Raw genomic sequence first — 17,302 nt, forward strand, 5'->3', positions numbered from 1 at the left:
TGCTTAACCGACGCGTTTAACCAAACAGCGCAGCAGCTGCGCGGTAACGGCCATCCGGCACAACCTTCAACTCAGCAACCGCATCGTCGATGTCGATACGCTCGATGTTCTCACCGTGCAGAGCGACGATCTTGCCGAAGTCCCCCTCGTGTACTGCTCGGGTGGCGTGGACACCGTAGCGGGTAGCAAGCACGCGGTCGTACGCAGTCGGCGTACCGCCACGCTGAATGTGACCCAGCACCGTGGTGCGAACGTCGTACCCGGTGCGCTTCTTAATCTCCGCACCAATAACCTGACCAATGCCGTTGAAGGTTTGGTGGCCGAACTGGTCGACACCGCCCTCTTCGTACTCCATGGTGCCCGGCTTCGGGGTGGCGCCCTCAGCGACGACGATAATGCCGTACTTCTCACCCATCTGGAAACGGCGCTCCATCGACTTCACAATCTCGTTGATGTCGAATGGCTTTTCCGGAATGACAATGTGGTGAGCACCGCCGGCCATACCCGCATGCAAAGCGATCCAGCCCACGTGTCGACCCATGACCTCAACAATCATGACGCGCTGGTGGGATTCCGCAGTGGTGTGCAGACGGTCAACCGCGTCGGTGGCAACAGCCACAGCCGTGTCGAAACCGAAGGTGTAGTCCGTACCGTTGACGTCATTATCAATAGTCTTCGGAACACCGACGACCGGCACCCCATTGTCCGAAAGCCACTTGCCGGCCTTCAGCGTACCTTCGCCACCGATTGGGATCAGGGCATCGATGCCCGCATCAGAGAGATTTTCCTTGATGCGGTCGAGGTTAGACATGAGAATGTCCGGATGCACGCGGCCGGTGCCCAGCATCGTGCCGCCACGCAGCAGCATACGGTCAATCCGCTCATCGTCGTAAAGCTGGACCCTACGGTCTTCCATAAGACCAATCCAACCGTCCTCAAAACCGACGACGGTTGAGCCGTACTCGCTCGAGCTGGTACGGACAATTGCACGGATAACGGCATTCAGACCGGGACAATCTCCACCGGAGGTAAGGGTCGCAATTCGCATGATGCCCACCTTAGTCGCGTTAGTCAGTTCGTGCTTGACGGCCTTGGTCGAAACTACTTCCGCAGGTACTCCTGCCCTGGTAGCTCGGACGGTAGCGCCATCTTCGTCGTCACCTCCGACGCCGGCAGAAGACCATATTCCTCGAGCGCCTTGCGCACGTACTCTGCGGCATCGACGTTCAGCGGAGACTCCGTCCACAATGCAATCGGCAGGTTAATAAAGCGGTTCTCCTTGACCGCCTCGAGATCCTTCGTTGCCGGATTCGTGCGCAAAACCTTGATTTTCTCTTCGAAGGTCTGACCTGGGTAGTCCACAAGCGCGATGAAGTCAGGATTCATCTCCGCGACATGCTCCCAGGAGGTCGTAGTCCAAGTGTCCTTAATCGACTCGGTCGCATTGATTGCACCGGCCTTTTCCAAGATGCCCTGCGGTGCGCCAAAGGAACCCGAGGTAAATGGTGCTTCGCCGACAGAATCAAAGAGGAAGCCCACTGGCTTCTTATCTCCCTTTGGCGCGGCATCCAGGGCTTGCAGTCGGTTATCAATATCTGCAATAACCTTGTCGCCCTCACCGTCGTGTCCGGTCAAGGTAGCGATATTCTTCAAATCAATTTTGACAGCTTCCCACGGATCCACCAGACCACGAGTATGCCCCGGGTCGCCACTGCCTTCCTTGCCCGCCGAGGCTGCGTCACCAGTACGGCAAGATTCCGTCAGGGTGTAGGCACCGATACCGTGCTCGGAAAGCGATTCCGGGGTAATGCCCTTGTCTTCACTAAAGCCATAGCCCCAGCCCGCCAGCATCACATCCGGTTCGGCCGCAATGACCTGCTCCAGATTCGGGTATTCCTTCGCGACCTCCGGCTTCTGCGCAATTGCATCGCCATAAGCTGCGGTCAACACCGGCAGATGCGAGGCCATAGAGCTCACCGCTGTGATCTCATCCGCAGCACCGACAGCCAGCGCCAGCGAAGCAATATTACCGTCATTAATCAGCAGCTTTTTAGCTACACCCGGGTAGCTGACTTCTTCACCGCAGTTGGTGAGGGTAAGGCCTGACGACGAGGCCTGCGTTCCCTCATCAGAGCCACAGGCGGCGGCTCCGAATGCCAGAGCAGCCACAGCGATACCAGCTGCTGAGGCACGAAGGGGACGTCGGAAAGCATGTGCGTTATTCAAGGGAGTACTCCTAGTTGATGGTGGCAGCATCCAGCTCGCTATCGATTGCGAGGTGGCGGCGGCCAGCGGGGGAATTGAGCTGACAGGATTCAACCTGAAAGATTTGGGCGACAAAGTCGCGGGTAAGCACTGCTGCGGGAATGCCGTCGGCCGCGATACCGCCGTCCGCGACCACGATGACGCGGTCGAAGTGGTTCATCACCAGGTCCAAGTCGTGGATCGCGGCAATGACACACGCTCCGCTGGAGCGGGCCAGACGGAGGACGGATTGTTGATGGCGCACGTCGAGGTGGTTAGTGGGCTCGTCGAGAAGCATGATTGGCGAGTCCTGGGCGATGGCACGCGCCAGACACACGCGACGACGTTGCCCACCCGAGAGTTGCCCACACAGGCGTTGCGCGACCGTTTCCAGACCTACGAGCTCCAGCGCACGGTCGACGTGGGAATTGTCCTCGGCAGTGTTGCCACCAAAAAGGCGCTGGTAGGGCAAGCGCCCCAGGGAGACAAAGTCGCGCACGCGCATTTCGGCGGGTGGAACCTCGTTTTGCGCGACGAAAGCCAAATCGCGGGCGCGGTGCTTCGAGCTGATTGAGCTCATCGATTTGCCGTTAATCTCAACCTCGCCCGTGGCCGGTTTCGTGATTCCACCGAGCGCACGCAGCAACGTGGATTTACCCGCGCCGTTAACACCAATGATGGCGGTCATGGGTTGCACCGAAGTTGAGGTTGACTCCGCTGACGATGGTGCGTCCGGCGATGTCACAGCGCACATCTTTAGCGGTGAGTACAGATTTTTGTGGGGCGCTCATTTACTCGGCACCTCCGTAGCTGTAGTGCGAGCGGCTCATGAGGTAGAGGAAAAGTGGTGCGCCAACCAATCCCGTGACTACTCCCAGCGGCATTTCCTGGCTTCCGCCCACTACGCGCGCGATGATGTCCACCCAGATGAGAAACAGTCCACCCATGAGGGCAGCAACTGGTAGGACAACGCGGTGCGCGGCCCCTACCAAGATGCGGGTCAAGTGTGGAATCACCAGACCGACAAACCCGATGCCGCCAGAGACCGCAACGAGCGTGCCAACGAGGACAGCCTGGAGCACAAATACCTGTGTGCGTAGCCGAGAAACATCAATACCTACGGCCGCGGCGGTGCTCTCACCAGTTGCCAGCGCGTCCAGATGACGGGCTTTGACCAGAAAAAACAACAGTACTGCGATGAGGACAATGAGCGGGAACAGCGTCTTCAGCCATGTCGCACCGGCAACAGAGCCCAGCATCCAAAACATCACGGACTGCGCGGCCCTCGGGTCTGGCCCAGCGAAGACCATGAAGCTACTCAGCGCGGAAAACACAGCGGAGAGCACAACGCCGGAGAGCACCAAACGCAGCGGAGTCAGCCCACCGCCTGCAGTGGCGAAAGCACCGACCGCGAGGGTGGCCATGACTGCACCGAGGAGTGCGCCGAATGTCAGCGGCGCGATGGGGCTACCGGAGAAAGCACCAAAGATAATCACCGCGGTCGCACCAGCGCCGGCGCCGGCAGAAATACCTAGCAGATACGGGTCTGCCAACGGGTTACGGACCAATGTCTGCATAGCCACACCGGAGACAGCTAGCCCCGCCCCCACAATCGCTGCGAGAATTCCCCGGGGAGCGCGGAGGTTCCAGATAATGGTGTCCGAACTGGCGGGCACAGATTCATCGAGCTCAGTGCCGAAGATGTGATGCGAGATGACCTGTGTCGTGGTGGACCAGGTGATATCCGCCGAGCCGAAGACCACCGCAGCGACCAGACTGACGGCAATGGCTATGACAATGACCAGCCCATAAATCCAAGGCATAAACCGCGGTGGGTTTTTAATTCTGACTCCCTCCATGTTTGCGTTCCTGCGCATGTATGAAACTTCCCGTGACGCGACAACAACCGCCGCTCTCCCACTTCAGTGAGAAAACGACGGTTGCAGAAAACCGACTAACGCTTATTGAGCGCTTTTATGCAATCGAGCCGCGAACCTTTTCGTAGGCAGCGCCGACCTTGTACAGACGATCGTCACCGTGGCGCGGAGCCATAATCTGCAGGCCTACCGGCAGACCCGTGTCTTCAGCCAGGCCCGACGGCACGGACATGCCACACATGCCGGCCAGGTTGAGCGGCAGAGTACACAGGTCGAACATGTACATGCTCAGCGGGTCGTCAACCTTCTCGCCCAACTTAAACGCAGTGGTCGGAGTGGTCGGCGAGATCAGGACATCTACCTGTTCGAAGGCCCGCTCGAAGTCCTGCTGAATCAGGGTACGGACGCGCTGTGCCTGGATGTAGTAGGCGTCGTAGTAACCGACCGATAGCGCGTAGGTACCGATGATGATGCGTCGCTTAACCTCATCGCCGAAACCAGCGGCACGGGTCATAGCCATGACCTCATCGGCCGAGTGCGAACCGTCATCACCAACACGCTGGCCGTAACGCATGCCGTCGAAACGAGCCAGGTTGGAGCTGACCTCACACGGCAGAATCAGGTAGTACGCGCTCAGTGCGTGGTCGAAGTTCGGGCAATCGACCTCGACCACCTCTGCGCCAGCTTCCTTAAGCTTGTCGACGGCCTCGTGGAAGCTGTCCAGTACGCCGGCCTGGTAACCCTCGGTGCGGTCGAACTGCTTGACGATGCCGACCTTAACCCCCGTGAGGTCACCGGTAGCACCTTCCTTGGCAGCAGCAACCACATCGGCAATCGGCTGCTCCGTGGAAGTCGAGTCATTCTCGTCGTGACCAGCAATGATTTCGTGCAGCAGCGCGGTGTCCAGAACGGTTCGCGCGGTCGGCCCACCCTGATCCAACGAGGAGGCACAAGCGACCAGGCCATAGCGGGATACCGTGCCATAGGTCGGCTTCACACCGACCGTTGCGGTCAGAGCTGCTGGCTGACGAATCGAGCCACCGGTGTCAGTACCGATAGCCAGCGGAGCCATACCGGAGGCCAGCGCCGCGGAAGAGCCACCGCCGGAACCGCCTGCGGTGCGCTCAACATCCCACGGGTTGTGAGTCGGGCCGTAAGCGGAGTTTTCAGTGGACGACCCCATAGCGAACTCATCCATGTTGGTCTTACCCAGGATTGGGATGCCAGCTGCACGCAGCTTGGCAGTAACCGTTGCGTCGTAAGGGCTCATGTAGCCCTCGAGCATCTTGGAAGCGCAGGTGGTCGGCGCATCGGTGGTAGTGAAGACATCCTTCAGCGCCAGCGGAACACCGGCCAGCGCGGAGGCCGGCTCCTCGCCAGCATCCAGCGACTCATCGACCTTGCGAGCTGCAGCCAGGGCCTCTTCGGCACCGACGTGCAGGAATGCGTGAATGTCCCCATCAATTGCCGCGATACGGTCGAGGAACGCCTGGGTGACCTCTACCGAGGTCAGCTCACGAGCGTGAATCTTCTGTGCGAGCTCGAAAGCGCTCAGCCCCAGAATCGGGTCCTCAGCAACAGCGGCATGCAGATTCGGGTTAGCTGCAGTCATTTCTTCCACGTACTCCTACTCGCCAAGAATCTGGGGAACTTCAAAGCGCTGGCGGTCCTGCGACGGCGCCTGGTCCAGCGCCTGCTCCGCAGTCAGCGTCGGCTTGACGACGTCCTCGCGCATCACACCGGACAGCGAAGAGGGGTGACTCATCGGTTCAACGTCATCCGCAGCCACCTTTTGAACGGCCTGGACGTGGTTAATAATGCCGTCGATCTGACCGGCGAACTCGTCGAGTTCCGCGTCAGTCAGAGCCAGACGGGACAATCGCGCTAGGTGGGCGACCTCATCGCGTGAGATAGCTGGCACGCTAGTACCCCTTTCATTTCTTCGTACGAAGCTAGTGCACAGAAGTTTAGTTGAAACTGATTTTGAACCGCGCGAGCGGGCTGTACTTGCCAACAGTAGTCGTTATCGTTGAGTCGTTGTCCGCAGGGTCTTACATTTCAAAGGTTTACCCTGTAACCTAAATCACTACTTCTATAGTTACACCGCAAGAATCACTCTCAATTATTCGAAAGGTTGTACACACAGCCATGAGTTACCTCCTTCGCATCCAGCTTCCCGACGAACCAGGCGCACTTGGCTACGTCGCGGCTGCCCTGGGCGAAGTAGAAGGTGATATTCGCAGTGTCGACGTCGTAGATTACGGCGCTAATGGCGTTGTTGTCGACGACATCGTGGTTGACCTGCCCATGGGCCTGCTCCCAGACACACTGATTACGGCGGCTCAGTCCATTAGCGGAGTGGAAGTCGATTCAATTAGGCCTTTTTCCGGCTCGGTCGACCGCCGCGGACAGATTGCGCTGCTGGCCAAGTTCTCACAGCACACGAAGAATTTGGATCGTGCCCTCGGAGATGTCGTCGACGGCCTGCCTCAGACTATGACTGCCGGCTGGGCTATCGTCCTCGGCGAACAGAGCGATGGCCGGTGGGTACGTCGCGCTTCCTCTACCGCTGCTCCAGAGGATAACGGCCGGACTCTGCCGGAAGCCCCGATTGACTCGCCACGAAACCTGGATCCGGACGAAGAAACGTGGCTTCCGGAGGACTGGACGGTTATGGACTCCTCCATTGCCGCTACCCCAATGGGCAAGGGCCTCGTTCTCGTTATTGGCCGGCCCGGCGGGCCAGACTTCCTGCCAAGTGAGGTTGAGCACTTGGGACGTATTGGCACGATTGTCGGTGCGATTATCGACTAGCAGCGGCTAGTGGGCTGCTCCCTTCTGTGGGCTGCCCCCTTCTGCTCGAAGCTCTCACCCTATGGCTCCGCCCCTATGGAGCGCAGTGATTCACGCTTAGCGGTAAAGTCTGGAAATGATACCAGACAATAAGGAGCTTCTTTGATGTCGAACTTGAGTGACCTCGTCGGATCCCACATTCGTGCCGAATCCGGCCGTGTCCCCCAGTCGTCCACTGAGATGGAATTCTGGTCCGGTCTGTCACGGGTTGTTGTCGATGACCTAGCGGACAACTGGCAGCGCACCACGGAGGCATACGCTGCTACCCGCCAGCAGCACTACTTCTCCGCCGAGTTCCTCATGGGTCGCGCCCTGCTGAACAACCTGCTCAATGCAGGCCTGGTGGATGAGGCCTCCGCTGCGGTGGAAAAGTACGGCAAGAATCTGACAGACGTGCTCGAGGCCGAACACGACGCGGCTCTCGGTAACGGTGGCCTGGGTCGTCTGGCCGCCTGCTTCCTGGATTCCTGTGCCACGCAGAATCTGCCGGTGACCGGTTATGGCATCCTCTACCGCTACGGCCTGTTCAAGCAGACCTTCGAAGATGGCTTCCAGGATGAGCACCCGGATCCGTGGATGGAAGAGGGCTACCCCTTCGTCATTCGTCGCGAGGAACTGTCCAAGATTGTCACCTTTGATGACCTGGTCGTGCGCGCTGTTCCATATGACATGCCAATTACCGGCTATGGCACCGATAACGTCGGCACGCTGCGCCTGTGGCACTCGGAGCCAATGCGTGAGTTCGACTATGACGCCTTCAACTCGCAGCGTTTCACCGACGCCATTGTCGAACGCGAACGCGTCCATGATCTGTGCCGCGTGCTCTACCCGAATGACTCGACTTATGACGGCAAGGTGCTGCGCGTTCGCCAGCAGTACTTCTTCGTCTCGGCTTCGCTGCAGACGATGATTGATTCTTACATCGAGAATCACGGCGAGGACCTGCGCGATTTCCACAAGTACAACTCCATTCAGCTCAATGACACCCACCCGGTGCTCGCGATCCCAGAGCTGATGCGTCTGCTCCTGGATGAGCACGATATGAGCTGGGACGACGCCTGGAACGTCGTGTCCAACACCTTCGCCTACACCAACCACACCGTTCTGGCAGAAGCGTTGGAGACCTGGGAATACTCCATTTTTGACCGTCTCTTCGGCCGCGTTCTGGAGATCACCCGTGAGATCGACCGCCGCTTCCGCGAAGATCTGGCGGAGCGCGGCTTCGACCAGGGCAAGATTGACTACATGGCGCCGATTTCCCACGGCCGCATCCACATGGCGTGGATCGCCTGCTACGCCGCGTACTCCATCAACGGTGTGGCTGCCCTGCACACGGAAATCATTAAGCGCGAAACGTTGAAGGACTGGCACGATATCTGGCCGGAGCGCTTCAACAACAAGACCAACGGAGTCACCCCGCGCCGCTGGCTCAACCAGTGCAATCCGCGTCTGTCCGCACTGCTGACTCGCCTGTCGGGTTCGGATGCCTGGGTCACCGACCTGGACAAGCTCGCTGAGCTCGAAAAGTTTGCTGACGACGAGGCCGTGTTGCGTGAGATTCTCGACATCAAGCACGAGAACAAGAAGGACTTCGCCACCTGGCTGGAGCACCGCCAGGGTATTTCGGTGAACCCGGACGCCATCTTCGATACCCAGATTAAGCGTCTGCACGAGTACAAGCGCCAGCTTCTCAACGCGCTCTACATCCTGGATCTCTACTACCGCATCAAGGAAGACCCAGCGCTGGACGTGCCACCGCGCGTGTTCATCTTCGGTGCCAAGGCCGCCCCAGGCTACGTTCGCGCGAAGGCCATCATTAAGTTCATCAACGCTATCGCGGACAAGGTCAACAACGATCCGGACATGGACGGTCGCCTGCAGGTCGCCTTCGTCGAGAACTACAACGTCACCCCGGCAGAGCACATCATCCCAGCCACCGACATCTCCGAGCAGATTTCCACTGCCGGTAAGGAGGCTTCGGGTACCTCGAACATGAAGTTCATGATGAACGGCGCACTGACGCTGGGCACCATGGACGGCGCAAACGTCGAAATCGTCGACGCCGCCGGCGAAGAGAACGCCTACATCTTCGGTGCGCTGGAAGAGGAACTGCCGGAGCTGCGCCGCACCTACAGCCCGCGTGGAACTTACGAAACGGTGCCGGGGCTCAAGCGCGCTGTCGATTCGCTTGTCGACGGCACTTTTGCTGACGGTGGCAACGGAATGTTCCACGACCTGCACTTCTCGCTGCTGGAGTCCAACGGGTACGAGCCAGCCGATGTCTACTACGTCCTCGGCGACTTCGCTGACTACCGCGAAACCCGCGACCGCATGGCGGAGGACTACCGCGACGAGCTGGCGTGGGCCAAGAAGTGCTTCCTGAACATCATCCGTTCGGGTCGCTTCTCCTCCGACCGCACCATCCGCGATTACGCCAATGAGGTCTGGAAGCTGGAAGAGACCAAGATTTAGGCCTGACCAGTTTCCAGCAACCGCTTGAACCCATCCTCATCGAGGATGGGCAAGCCCAACTCCTCGGCCTTTGTGGCCTTGGAGCCGGCGTTTTCGCCAACCACCACGTAGTCGGTCTTCTTCGACACCGACCCTGCGGCCTTACCGCCACGGGAGATAATGGCTTCCTTCGCGCTATCGCGTGTGAAGTCCTCCAAAGAGCCGGTGACTACCACGGTCAATCCGTCTAGCACCTGATCTGGGCGATCGGTGACCTCGTCGGCCATGCGCACACCTGCAGCTTCCCAGCGCTCGACAACCTCGCGGTGCCAGTCCACTTCGAACCAGTCAGCCACGGAATCGCCGATAATCTCGCCGATGCCGTCGATGGCCGAAATCTCTTCGCGGCTCGCAGCCCGCAGCGCCTCCATCGAGCCGAACTTCTGCGCCAAGGTCCGCGCCACCGTCGGGCCCACATGGCGAATAGACAGACTGACCAAAACACGCCACAGCTCTTTATCCTTAGCTGCCTCGATGTTGGCCAACAGCTTCTTACCATTGGCATTCAGCGTTTTGCGCGAAGCCGTGGTGTAGACCTCAGTGCCGAGCAAATCTTCCTCGGTGAGGTCGAAGAGGCGGGACTCGTCGTCAAGCACGCCGCGATGAATTAAATCGGCAGCACCCCTCTCCCCCAGGTTTTCGATATCAAACCCGGATCGGGAGGCGAGGAATTCAATTCGACGACGCAACTGACCTGGACAGTAGCGGGTATTGGGGCAACGCCAATCGGCATCGCTGTCCTTTGCCGGAGCCAAACGAGTACCGCACTCGGGGCAGAGAGTCGGGTAAACATACTTTCGCTCGCTGCCATCTCGGAGATCGGCCACGGGGCCGAGCACCTCTGGAATCACGTCACCGGCCTTGCGGATGGTCACGCGGTCCCCGATGAGCACCCCCTTTCGGTGCACTTCAGAAGGGTTGTGCAGCGTCGCCATTTCGACAGTTGATCCGGCCACGAAAACCGGCTTCATCACGGCATATGGCGTCGCACGACCAGTTCGACCGATGGAGACTCGAATATCCAGCAGGTCCGTCGTGACCTCTTCTGGCGGGTACTTATACGCAATCGCCCAGCGTGGCGCCCGCGAGGTCGCTCCCAGCGCGCGCTGCTCGGAAAGGGAGTCAACCTTGACCACAAGCCCGTCCATCTCGTGGATAGCATCGTGGCGGTGCTCTCCCCAGTACTGCATCTGCTTGACGACGTCGTCCGCGGAATGAACCTGCTTTGTATACGGCGACACGTGGAAACCCCACTCGTCCAAAGCGCGATAGGCCTCGTGTTGGGACTGCGGACGCCATCCCTCGATATGGCCAATTCCATGGCAAATCATGGACAAACGGCGCTTTGCCACTTCTGCAACGTCCTTTTGTCGCAGTGAACCCGCAGCTGCGTTACGCGGGTTCGCGAACGGCTTCTGGCCTGCGTCGACGCGGTCGGCATTGATGCGTTCGAACTCTTCCAACGAGATAAAGACTTCACCGCGTACCTCAAGCACGTCGGGGATGTTCTCGCCGCTGATTTCATGCGGAATATCTTCGATGGTGCGCGCATTAGCGGTGACGTTCTCCCCCACGCGGCCGTCTCCGCGGGTGGCCGCCCGGACAAGGCGGCCCTTCTCGTAGACCAGGTCGATTGACAGGCCATCGATTTTCAGCTCAGTCAGGTATGTACTGGCCGGAGTGCGGGCCAACCAGTCGCGCAGTTCCTGCTCATCGAAAACATTATCCAAGCTGTAGAGGCGTTCGAGATGCTCAACGGGCTCGAACACTTCGCCGTCGGCAGGCGCTTCGACCTGCGCACCGACCTGCTGCGTGGGGCTGTCCGGCACCACCAGATCGGGCCACTGCTCCTCTAAGTGCTGCAATTGACGGAACATCTCGTCGTACTCAGCATCGGAGATAACCGGCTGTGCAGTGTAGTACAGCGCAGCGTTTTCACGAATGCGAGTAGCTAGATTTTGCCAATTCTCCCGGACGTCCGCCGGCGCTGGTTCGGAGGCGGGGGCGCTGGAAAACGAAGACAAATCGGAGGTTGACAGGTCGGAGTTCTCATCGGTCGAGGAAGTCACGTCGCTCATTCTATGTCATTGCCCGGATTGGACTGTGGCGGTCGGGCCAACCAATCCGGGGTCTCCGCTAAAGTTGAGGCATGCATAATTTCGATCCGCGGCGCATGCTGGCGTTTGATCTGGAGACTACTGACACCGATCCTCACACCTGCAGAATTGTCACCTCTGCGCTGGTTCGGCTTGCTGATGGCGGCAAGGACTCCACCATCATGCTGGCTGATCCCGGGGTTGAAATCCCCAAGGCCGCCTCGGATGTCCACGGAATTACAACGGAGCAGGCTCGCGCGCAGGGCCGTCCTCATGATGAGGTCCTGGCGGACACCATTGCGGGTCTTCGCACAGCATGGCGCGATGGACTGGCGGTGATTGCGTACAACGCTGCCTATGATCTGACAGTGCTGCACTCGCAGGACCCCACCTTTACGGTTGATGGCCTGGTTGTGGATCCCTTTGTGCTCGATCATCACTTTGATCCGGACCGGCATGAAAAGCGCACGCTGACTGATGTCTGTCGCCATTATCAGGTGCGGTTGGATAACGCGCACGATGCCACAGAGGATGCACTGGCCGCTGCCCGCATTGCGTGGGTCATGGCTCGTCACTACCCAGAGATTACGGCCAAGTCCGGTGAAGAGCTGATGGAGCTCCAAGCAGTCACGTACTACCGGTACAAGAAAAACTTGCAGCAGTACCTGGCCGAAAAGGGTAAGGATACGTCGGACTTCACCTTCGGGTGGCCGATGGACTAAGCAGCGAGTTCCCCCACCCTCCCCGACCCTCCCAATATCCAGAGTTTTGTGATTATCCAACGGAAACCGGATATCCAAAATTCGGCGGAGTATCCAAGTTATCCAAGCCGATGTGGATTATCCATTGCTATGATTGATGCGTGACCACTCGCAGCGACAAGGCCATCTCCATCCCGCGCAATCCTTTCCACCCCACATTCGGCCGATCCCCGGCCGTCATCGGTGGGCGCGATGTCGAGCTGGACTCGTTTGAGCTGGCTCTGGCGGAAGGCCCCGGTAATCCCTGGCGAACCGCCCTAATTTCCGGTACCCGCGGAATCGGCAAGACGGTACTTCTCAACGAGTTTGAAGCCGCAGCAAAGCAACTGGGATGGATTGTGCTGCGTGCTCACATCGGCTCTGAAATGATTTCTGAGCTCACCGATGTCACCATTCCGCGCGCTTTCAGTGCCATTGACAGTGCACCGACGGGCAAGGGTCGTCACCTCACCGGCCTGTCCATTGCCGGCATTGGCGGGTTTAAGACGGAAGTCAGCACTTATCAGCCCGAGCCCGGCAGGAATCTGCTCAGCCAACTTCAGGATCTCTCGGCTCTCCTCATGCCACAGGAATCCGGCATCTTGCTCACTCTCGACGAGGTGCAAAGTGCAGACCCCGCACAGCTCAACGAAATTGCCCATGCAATCCAGGATCTCAATCGCGACGATGCGGAGATTGCCTTTGTCGCAGCCGGGCTGCCCAGCGGTATCGAGGACTTGCTCCAGCTAGAGGGCGCAACATTCTTACGCCGTGCCGAGCGAGTGTCTCTGGGCCGATTGGACGTGGAGACCACCAAGGACATCATTCGCAGAACTGCAGAACTCGGCGAACGCGCGATGACCGAGGATGCCGTCGAGCTGGCCGCTGAACTCAGCCACGGCTACCCGTATCTCATACAGACCATTGGCTCAGTCGCTTGGGCTAAGGCCAGGTTGGCCCACTCGGACACCATTACCGCTCAGCATGTCTCGGATGCCGGAGCGGAATCCATCCGCCGCATCGGACTGCAAGTTCATGCGCCCAGCCTGCGGAAAGTGCCACCTCGCCAGATTGATTTTCTCAAAGCGATGGCGCGCCTCTCCCCCAGTGGAAAGCCCGTGGCCACGAGCGCCATCGCAGAGACCATGGGACGCAAACTCTCTGGCATCTCACAGCTTCGCCATGACCTGATTTACCGCGAGCTGATTGTGTCAGCGTCGACGGGATACCTGAAATTCACACTTCCCTACTTCGCCGACTACCTCAATACGCTGGTGGAATAAGATCGCTATTCGTCGCGAGCCAAGTCACCGGCTGCCCGACGAAGAAGTTCCGTGGCATTACGGCCTGCGCCGAGTTGCGCCTGTGCTTCTTCATTGGAGCTGGCAGCAAAGCCGCCCATCGGCGCCAGATTCAGGCTCTCAGCAATCTGTAGGCGCGAATAGCCCAGCTCATCCCAGAACAGCGCTGCTTGCTCAGCGAGTGCTCGAGCCGGTGTCGCCACCGGGACGCCCGTGTGCTCTTCTCGCTCCGTGACCGTAACTGGCACAATACCCAGCTCCAGGGACATATCGGCACCAACCACGGCAGCCGCAAAATCCAGTTGCTGCGTGGTGGTCAGTTCTTTGCGAGGTAGCCACACTCCGGCCGCAGCGGAATCCGCCAAGGCCTGAACAGCCAGGCCATCGGGGCTCGACAGCGCGATGGTCACTTCGATGTCGTCGTCACGCAGCGGCCCCGTGACCTCGCGGAAGATCTCCGCAATCTCGCGCTGCCCCTGGGCGGGGAGATAGCCCGCGTTGCCCATCAGCATGGACGGAGCCTTGATTTTGCCCTGTGCGACTGCGCCGAGTGCGGGTTCTGCCAGAAGTACCTCGATGTCGCTGTCGAAACGCTGACGGACATCGACGATGCGGGAAGCCAATCCCGCGGCCAGCGACTGCGCGAAGTACTTCACGGCGCCGCGGTCAACGGCGATGAGATGGCCTGCGGCATTTTCCACCGAAGTCGCCATCGTCCATGGGCCGAGAGAGGTCAGGCGAATCTTCTGCGGGGTGCGTCCCCACGCTTCCTCGCACGCGTCGATGTCGCGGTGGAGATAATCAGTGGCCAAGGCACTCGCGCGACCACGACTGTCGGCGACTTTCCAGGAGCGCGCTCCCCTATCCACGACGAGGTCAGCCATGAGGGCGGCCGTGCGACCCACGGCATCGGCGCCGAGCCCACGGCGGTAGCGTGACGTGACCTTCCAGGCATTCGCCAATGACAATCTCTGCCGCCTCGTGTGGATTGCGGCCCGGCATCGGGCCAAGGCCGACAAAGGAGGTCACGACAAGTCCTCTTCACGCGCGGTCGAGACAATCGTGCCAGAACCGAGCACGTAGTCTCCAGCCGGATCAGCGTGATACAGCACCGCCGCCTGACCTGGAGCGATGCCGCGAAGCGGCTCGGAGAGCTTTAGCTCAAAAGCACCACCTCGGCCGGTGAGTGCATCCTCTGGACCAGCCTTAACGTCGACGGTGCAGTCCACAGGCTGACCGTGGGCACGCACCTGCACCTGTAGTTTCCCTGCATCTGCCGCTGCCACGACCTCCGAAGGTTCTACCAACCAGATGGCGCGGTCCGCCTGCAATACGTTGACGTTAAGGTCATCAGCGGTGCCAATGGTTACCGTTGCGGTATCCGCATCGATTCCAGTGACATAGCGTGGCTTGCCGTCAGCCATCGGCCCGGGCAGGCCAATGCCCTTGCGCTGACCAATGGTAAACCCATAAACACCATCGTGCTCAGCAACGGTATCTCCAGTTTCCTTATCGACGATAAGGCCCGGCCGGCGCCCAATTTTAGCGCCCAGAAAAGCCTGGGTATTCCCATCCGGAATGAAACAAATATCGTAAGAATCTGGTTTATTTGCCGTGCCCAGCCCCATATCGCGCGCTTCTTCGCGGATCTCAGGCTTTTCGGTATCGCCGACCGGGAAAAGGGAGTGGCTGAGTTGCTCGCGGTCGAGCACTCCAAGGACGTAGGACTGATCCTTTTTCATATCGCGGCCACGGCGCAACAGACCATCGTCGCCAAGCAAAGCGTAATGACCAGTCACCACTGCGTCGAAGCCGAGCGCCAGACCTCGTTCCAAAAGGGCTGCGAACTTAATCCGTTCGTTGCAGCGCAGACAGGGGTTGGGAGTTTCGCCGCGTTCGTAGGAGTCATAAAAGTCGTCCATGACTTCCTCTTTGAAACGCTCGGAGAAATCCCACACATAGAAAGGTATTCCCAGTTCATCACATACCCGTCGAGCATCACCGGAGTCTTCCAGAGAACAGCACCCTCGGGAGCCCGCTCGGACGGACTGCGGATCCTTCGACAGCGCTAAGTGCACGCCCACAACCTCGTGTCCTGCTGCCAATGCGCGAGCAGCTGCCACCGAAGAATCGACGCCACCGCTCATAGCCGCCAAAACACGCATAGTGAATCCTCTCTGTGATCTGTACACCTAGCCTTGCCACTGTTGGAAAGCTCGTGTCACCGTACCATCGTTGAGCGTTCCCTTAGTGGCCCGCGCCTGTAACTACGAATCGCTCGCACTTTCCGCAGCCTGAATGCTAACAGTTACGCCATACCGGCCTTGCGTGCTCGCATCACTGTTTCGGGCAGTGCTGCGATAACGGCATCGACATCGTCCTGCGTCGAGGTCCACCCCAGCGTAAAGCGGATGGCAGAACGCGCCTCGGGCTCGCTCACGCCCATGGCTGAGAGCACATGAGAAGGACGATTAACGCCTGCACTACATGCCGAACCGGTCGAGCAATCGATACCAGCAGCGTCGAAAAGCATAATGAGGCTATCTGCTTCTGCACCGGGAAAACTGGCATATACGTGACCAGCTAATGCCGGCTGAGTTGTGTGCACGATTGCACCGTCAATGCCGGCAATCGCATGAGTCAGCTGTTCAGTGAGATTCTTAACCCGGTCATGTTCGGCTTGCATGTCAGAGACCGCCGCGCGCAAACCGGCCGCCATCCCCGCTGCCGATGCAACATCCTGGGTACCGGAACGCAATCCGCGCTCCTGGCCACCACCGTTGTTGTGGGGACATAGCGTTATATCCCGGCGCACTAACAACGCCCCGATACCGCGAGGTCCACCAAACTTATGGGCTGAGATTGCCATCGTCGCGGCACCCGAAGAATGAAAATCGATAGGCACATGACCAGCGGCCTGCACAGCGTCAATGTGGAAAGGAACCCGCGCTTTTCTAGCGAGCGCTGAAATCTCACTAATCGGTTGTACAGCCCCTGTTTCATTGTTGGCCCACATACAAGTCACCAGTGCAGTGGAGTTTCTATCCAGCGTGGGAAAGGCCTCTAAATCCACTCTGCCAGAGGCATCCACCGGGGCAGGGACAATTCGCGCCCAGTGTTCCTTCTCCAAATGACGACAGGTCTTCAACACAGCGTCGTGTTCAATGGGCGGAACCACAATGTCTGAACCTGTCGCCTTGAAGTACAAGCCGGAAACTGCCAGATTGTCGGCCTCCGTGCCTCCAGAGGTAAAAACTACCTCAATAGGGTCGGCGCCAAGCAGCTCCGCAATCTCTTCGCGAGACTCCTCCAGAACTTTCTTAGCAACGCGAGCGGTAGCGTACTGCCCCGAAGGGTTGGCCAAATCTAGGTTATCGACCATCGCTGTGCGTGCTTCTGGACGCAATGGCGTAGTCGCAGCATGATCCACAAAGTGGCGTGGCTTCGCGGAAGACTTCACGTCACTCTTTTTACGTGGAACGGCTACATTGCGGTCATTAGACATGCAGGCAGTATAACGCCGGGCACGCCTAAAACTCACTACGCGCCATCACCGAGATCCTCTCACCACATGGCGTGCGATTAGTGGCGAATAATAACCGTCCCATACAAAAACGCTCGGGGCGGGAACAGACGTGGAAATCTGTGCCCACCCCGAGCAGGTCGTTGCTAACCGAGTT

The 17,302-nt window shown here is 59.0% G+C and carries 15 protein-coding genes; 4 read left to right on the forward strand and 11 right to left on the reverse strand.

Features of this window, described 5'->3' with window-relative positions; all coding sequences use genetic code 11:
• Positions 1–16 precede the first annotated feature (16 nt).
• The 7 genes from HMPREF2847_RS07730 to gatC form a co-directional block, all read right to left on the reverse strand.
• Positions 17–1,048, reverse strand: coding sequence for an ATP-dependent 6-phosphofructokinase (locus HMPREF2847_RS07730; protein ID WP_038628534.1), 1,032 nt, complete (start codon positions 1,046–1,048; stop codon positions 17–19).
• Positions 1,049–1,101: 53 nt separating this feature from the next.
• Positions 1,102–2,226, reverse strand: coding sequence for an ABC transporter substrate-binding protein (locus HMPREF2847_RS07735; protein WP_070852037.1), 1,125 nt, complete (start codon positions 2,224–2,226; stop codon positions 1,102–1,104).
• A 10-nt stretch (positions 2,227–2,236) separates the two neighbouring features.
• A complete protein-coding gene (locus HMPREF2847_RS07740) occupies positions 2,237–2,932 on the reverse strand; it encodes an ABC transporter ATP-binding protein (protein ID WP_070852038.1) in 696 nt (231 codons plus the stop codon).
• Positions 2,910–3,035 carry a hypothetical protein gene (locus tag HMPREF2847_RS11885; protein WP_256381219.1) on the reverse strand — a complete coding sequence of 42 codons (126 nt, stop codon included), beginning with the start codon at positions 3,033–3,035 and terminating at the stop codon, positions 2,910–2,912. Before HMPREF2847_RS11885 ends, HMPREF2847_RS07740 begins: the two co-directional genes overlap by 23 nt.
• Positions 3,036–4,103, reverse strand: a complete 1,068-nt coding sequence (locus tag HMPREF2847_RS07745; protein ID WP_370523080.1) for a FecCD family ABC transporter permease — start codon at positions 4,101–4,103, stop codon at positions 3,036–3,038.
• Positions 4,104–4,218: 115 nt separating this feature from the next.
• Complete coding sequence (gene gatA / locus HMPREF2847_RS07750; protein ID WP_070852040.1) at positions 4,219–5,733, reverse strand: Asp-tRNA(Asn)/Glu-tRNA(Gln) amidotransferase subunit GatA; 1,515 nt, start codon at positions 5,731–5,733, stop codon at positions 4,219–4,221.
• A gap of 15 nt (positions 5,734–5,748) precedes the next feature.
• Positions 5,749–6,042, reverse strand: coding sequence for an Asp-tRNA(Asn)/Glu-tRNA(Gln) amidotransferase subunit GatC (gene gatC, locus HMPREF2847_RS07755; RefSeq protein WP_005509328.1), 294 nt, complete (start codon positions 6,040–6,042; stop codon positions 5,749–5,751).
• 227 nt (positions 6,043–6,269) lie between these two features.
• Between gatC and HMPREF2847_RS07760 the strand changes: the two genes are divergently transcribed.
• Positions 6,270–6,935, forward strand: coding sequence for an ACT domain-containing protein (locus HMPREF2847_RS07760; RefSeq protein WP_048735304.1), 666 nt, complete (start codon positions 6,270–6,272; stop codon positions 6,933–6,935).
• A gap of 144 nt (positions 6,936–7,079) precedes the next feature.
• The gene (locus HMPREF2847_RS07765) at positions 7,080–9,446 is read left to right on the forward strand and encodes a glycogen/starch/alpha-glucan phosphorylase (RefSeq protein WP_070852041.1); all 2,367 of its coding nucleotides are present in this window, start codon (positions 7,080–7,082) and stop codon (positions 9,444–9,446) included.
• On the opposite strand, the gene ligA is transcribed toward HMPREF2847_RS07765, so the two are convergent.
• Positions 9,443–11,563 carry an NAD-dependent DNA ligase LigA gene (gene ligA, locus HMPREF2847_RS07770; protein ID WP_141765073.1) on the reverse strand — a complete coding sequence of 707 codons (2,121 nt, stop codon included), beginning with the start codon at positions 11,561–11,563 and terminating at the stop codon, positions 9,443–9,445. The genes HMPREF2847_RS07765 and ligA overlap by 4 nt on opposite strands.
• A gap of 71 nt (positions 11,564–11,634) precedes the next feature.
• On the opposite strand from ligA, the gene HMPREF2847_RS07775 reads away from it, so the two are divergent.
• Together HMPREF2847_RS07775 and HMPREF2847_RS07780 are read left to right on the forward strand one after the other, a co-directional pair.
• Entirely contained in the window at positions 11,635–12,303 is a 669-nt protein-coding gene (locus tag HMPREF2847_RS07775) for a 3'-5' exonuclease (protein ID WP_070852042.1), read from the forward strand.
• A 140-nt stretch (positions 12,304–12,443) separates the two neighbouring features.
• Positions 12,444–13,604 carry an ATP-binding protein gene (locus HMPREF2847_RS07780; protein WP_070852043.1) on the forward strand — a complete coding sequence of 387 codons (1,161 nt, stop codon included), beginning with the start codon at positions 12,444–12,446 and terminating at the stop codon, positions 13,602–13,604.
• Between the two features lie 5 nt (positions 13,605–13,609).
• Here HMPREF2847_RS07780 and HMPREF2847_RS07785 read toward each other — a convergent pair whose 3' ends face one another.
• The 3 genes from HMPREF2847_RS07785 to HMPREF2847_RS07795 form a co-directional block, all read right to left on the reverse strand.
• Entirely contained in the window at positions 13,610–14,590 is a 981-nt protein-coding gene (locus tag HMPREF2847_RS07785; RefSeq protein ID WP_246821988.1) for a uroporphyrinogen decarboxylase/cobalamine-independent methonine synthase family protein, read from the reverse strand.
• 57 nt (positions 14,591–14,647) lie between these two features.
• Positions 14,648–15,787, reverse strand: coding sequence for a tRNA 2-thiouridine(34) synthase MnmA (gene mnmA / locus HMPREF2847_RS07790; RefSeq protein WP_070852044.1), 1,140 nt, complete (start codon positions 15,785–15,787; stop codon positions 14,648–14,650).
• Positions 15,788–15,930: 143 nt separating this feature from the next.
• Positions 15,931–17,127 carry a cysteine desulfurase family protein gene (locus HMPREF2847_RS07795; protein ID WP_141765074.1) on the reverse strand — a complete coding sequence of 399 codons (1,197 nt, stop codon included), beginning with the start codon at positions 17,125–17,127 and terminating at the stop codon, positions 15,931–15,933.
• Between the last annotated feature and the right edge of the window lie 175 nt (positions 17,128–17,302).

The sequence above is a fragment of the Corynebacterium sp. HMSC074C03 genome, from assembly GCF_001838285.1.
Classification (GTDB): Bacteria; Actinomycetota; Actinomycetes; order Mycobacteriales; family Mycobacteriaceae; genus Corynebacterium; species Corynebacterium amycolatum.

Coding starts and splice junctions, on each gene's coding strand:
- HMPREF2847_RS07730 (WP_038628534.1), bottom strand. CDS start 1,048: ATGCGAATTGCGACCCTTACCTCCGGTGGAGATTGTCCCGGTCTGAAT.
- HMPREF2847_RS07740 (WP_070852038.1), bottom strand. CDS start 2,932: ATGACCGCCATCATTGGTGTTAACGGCGCGGGTAAATCCACGTTGCTG.
- HMPREF2847_RS11885 (WP_256381219.1), bottom strand. CDS start 3,035: ATGAGCGCCCCACAAAAATCTGTACTCACCGCTAAAGATGTGCGCTGT.
- HMPREF2847_RS07745 (WP_370523080.1), bottom strand. CDS start 4,103: ATGGAGGGAGTCAGAATTAAAAACCCACCGCGGTTTATGCCTTGGATT.
- gatA (WP_070852040.1), bottom strand. CDS start 5,733: ATGACTGCAGCTAACCCGAATCTGCATGCCGCTGTTGCTGAGGACCCG.
- HMPREF2847_RS07760 (WP_048735304.1), top strand. CDS start 6,270: ATGAGTTACCTCCTTCGCATCCAGCTTCCCGACGAACCAGGCGCACTT.
- HMPREF2847_RS07765 (WP_070852041.1), top strand. CDS start 7,080: ATGTCGAACTTGAGTGACCTCGTCGGATCCCACATTCGTGCCGAATCC.
- ligA (WP_141765073.1), bottom strand. CDS start 11,563: ATGAGCGACGTGACTTCCTCGACCGATGAGAACTCCGACCTGTCAACC.
- HMPREF2847_RS07775 (WP_070852042.1), top strand. CDS start 11,635: ATGCATAATTTCGATCCGCGGCGCATGCTGGCGTTTGATCTGGAGACT.
- mnmA (WP_070852044.1), bottom strand. CDS start 15,787: ATGCGTGTTTTGGCGGCTATGAGCGGTGGCGTCGATTCTTCGGTGGCA.
- HMPREF2847_RS07795 (WP_141765074.1), bottom strand. CDS start 17,127: ATGTCTAATGACCGCAATGTAGCCGTTCCACGTAAAAAGAGTGACGTG.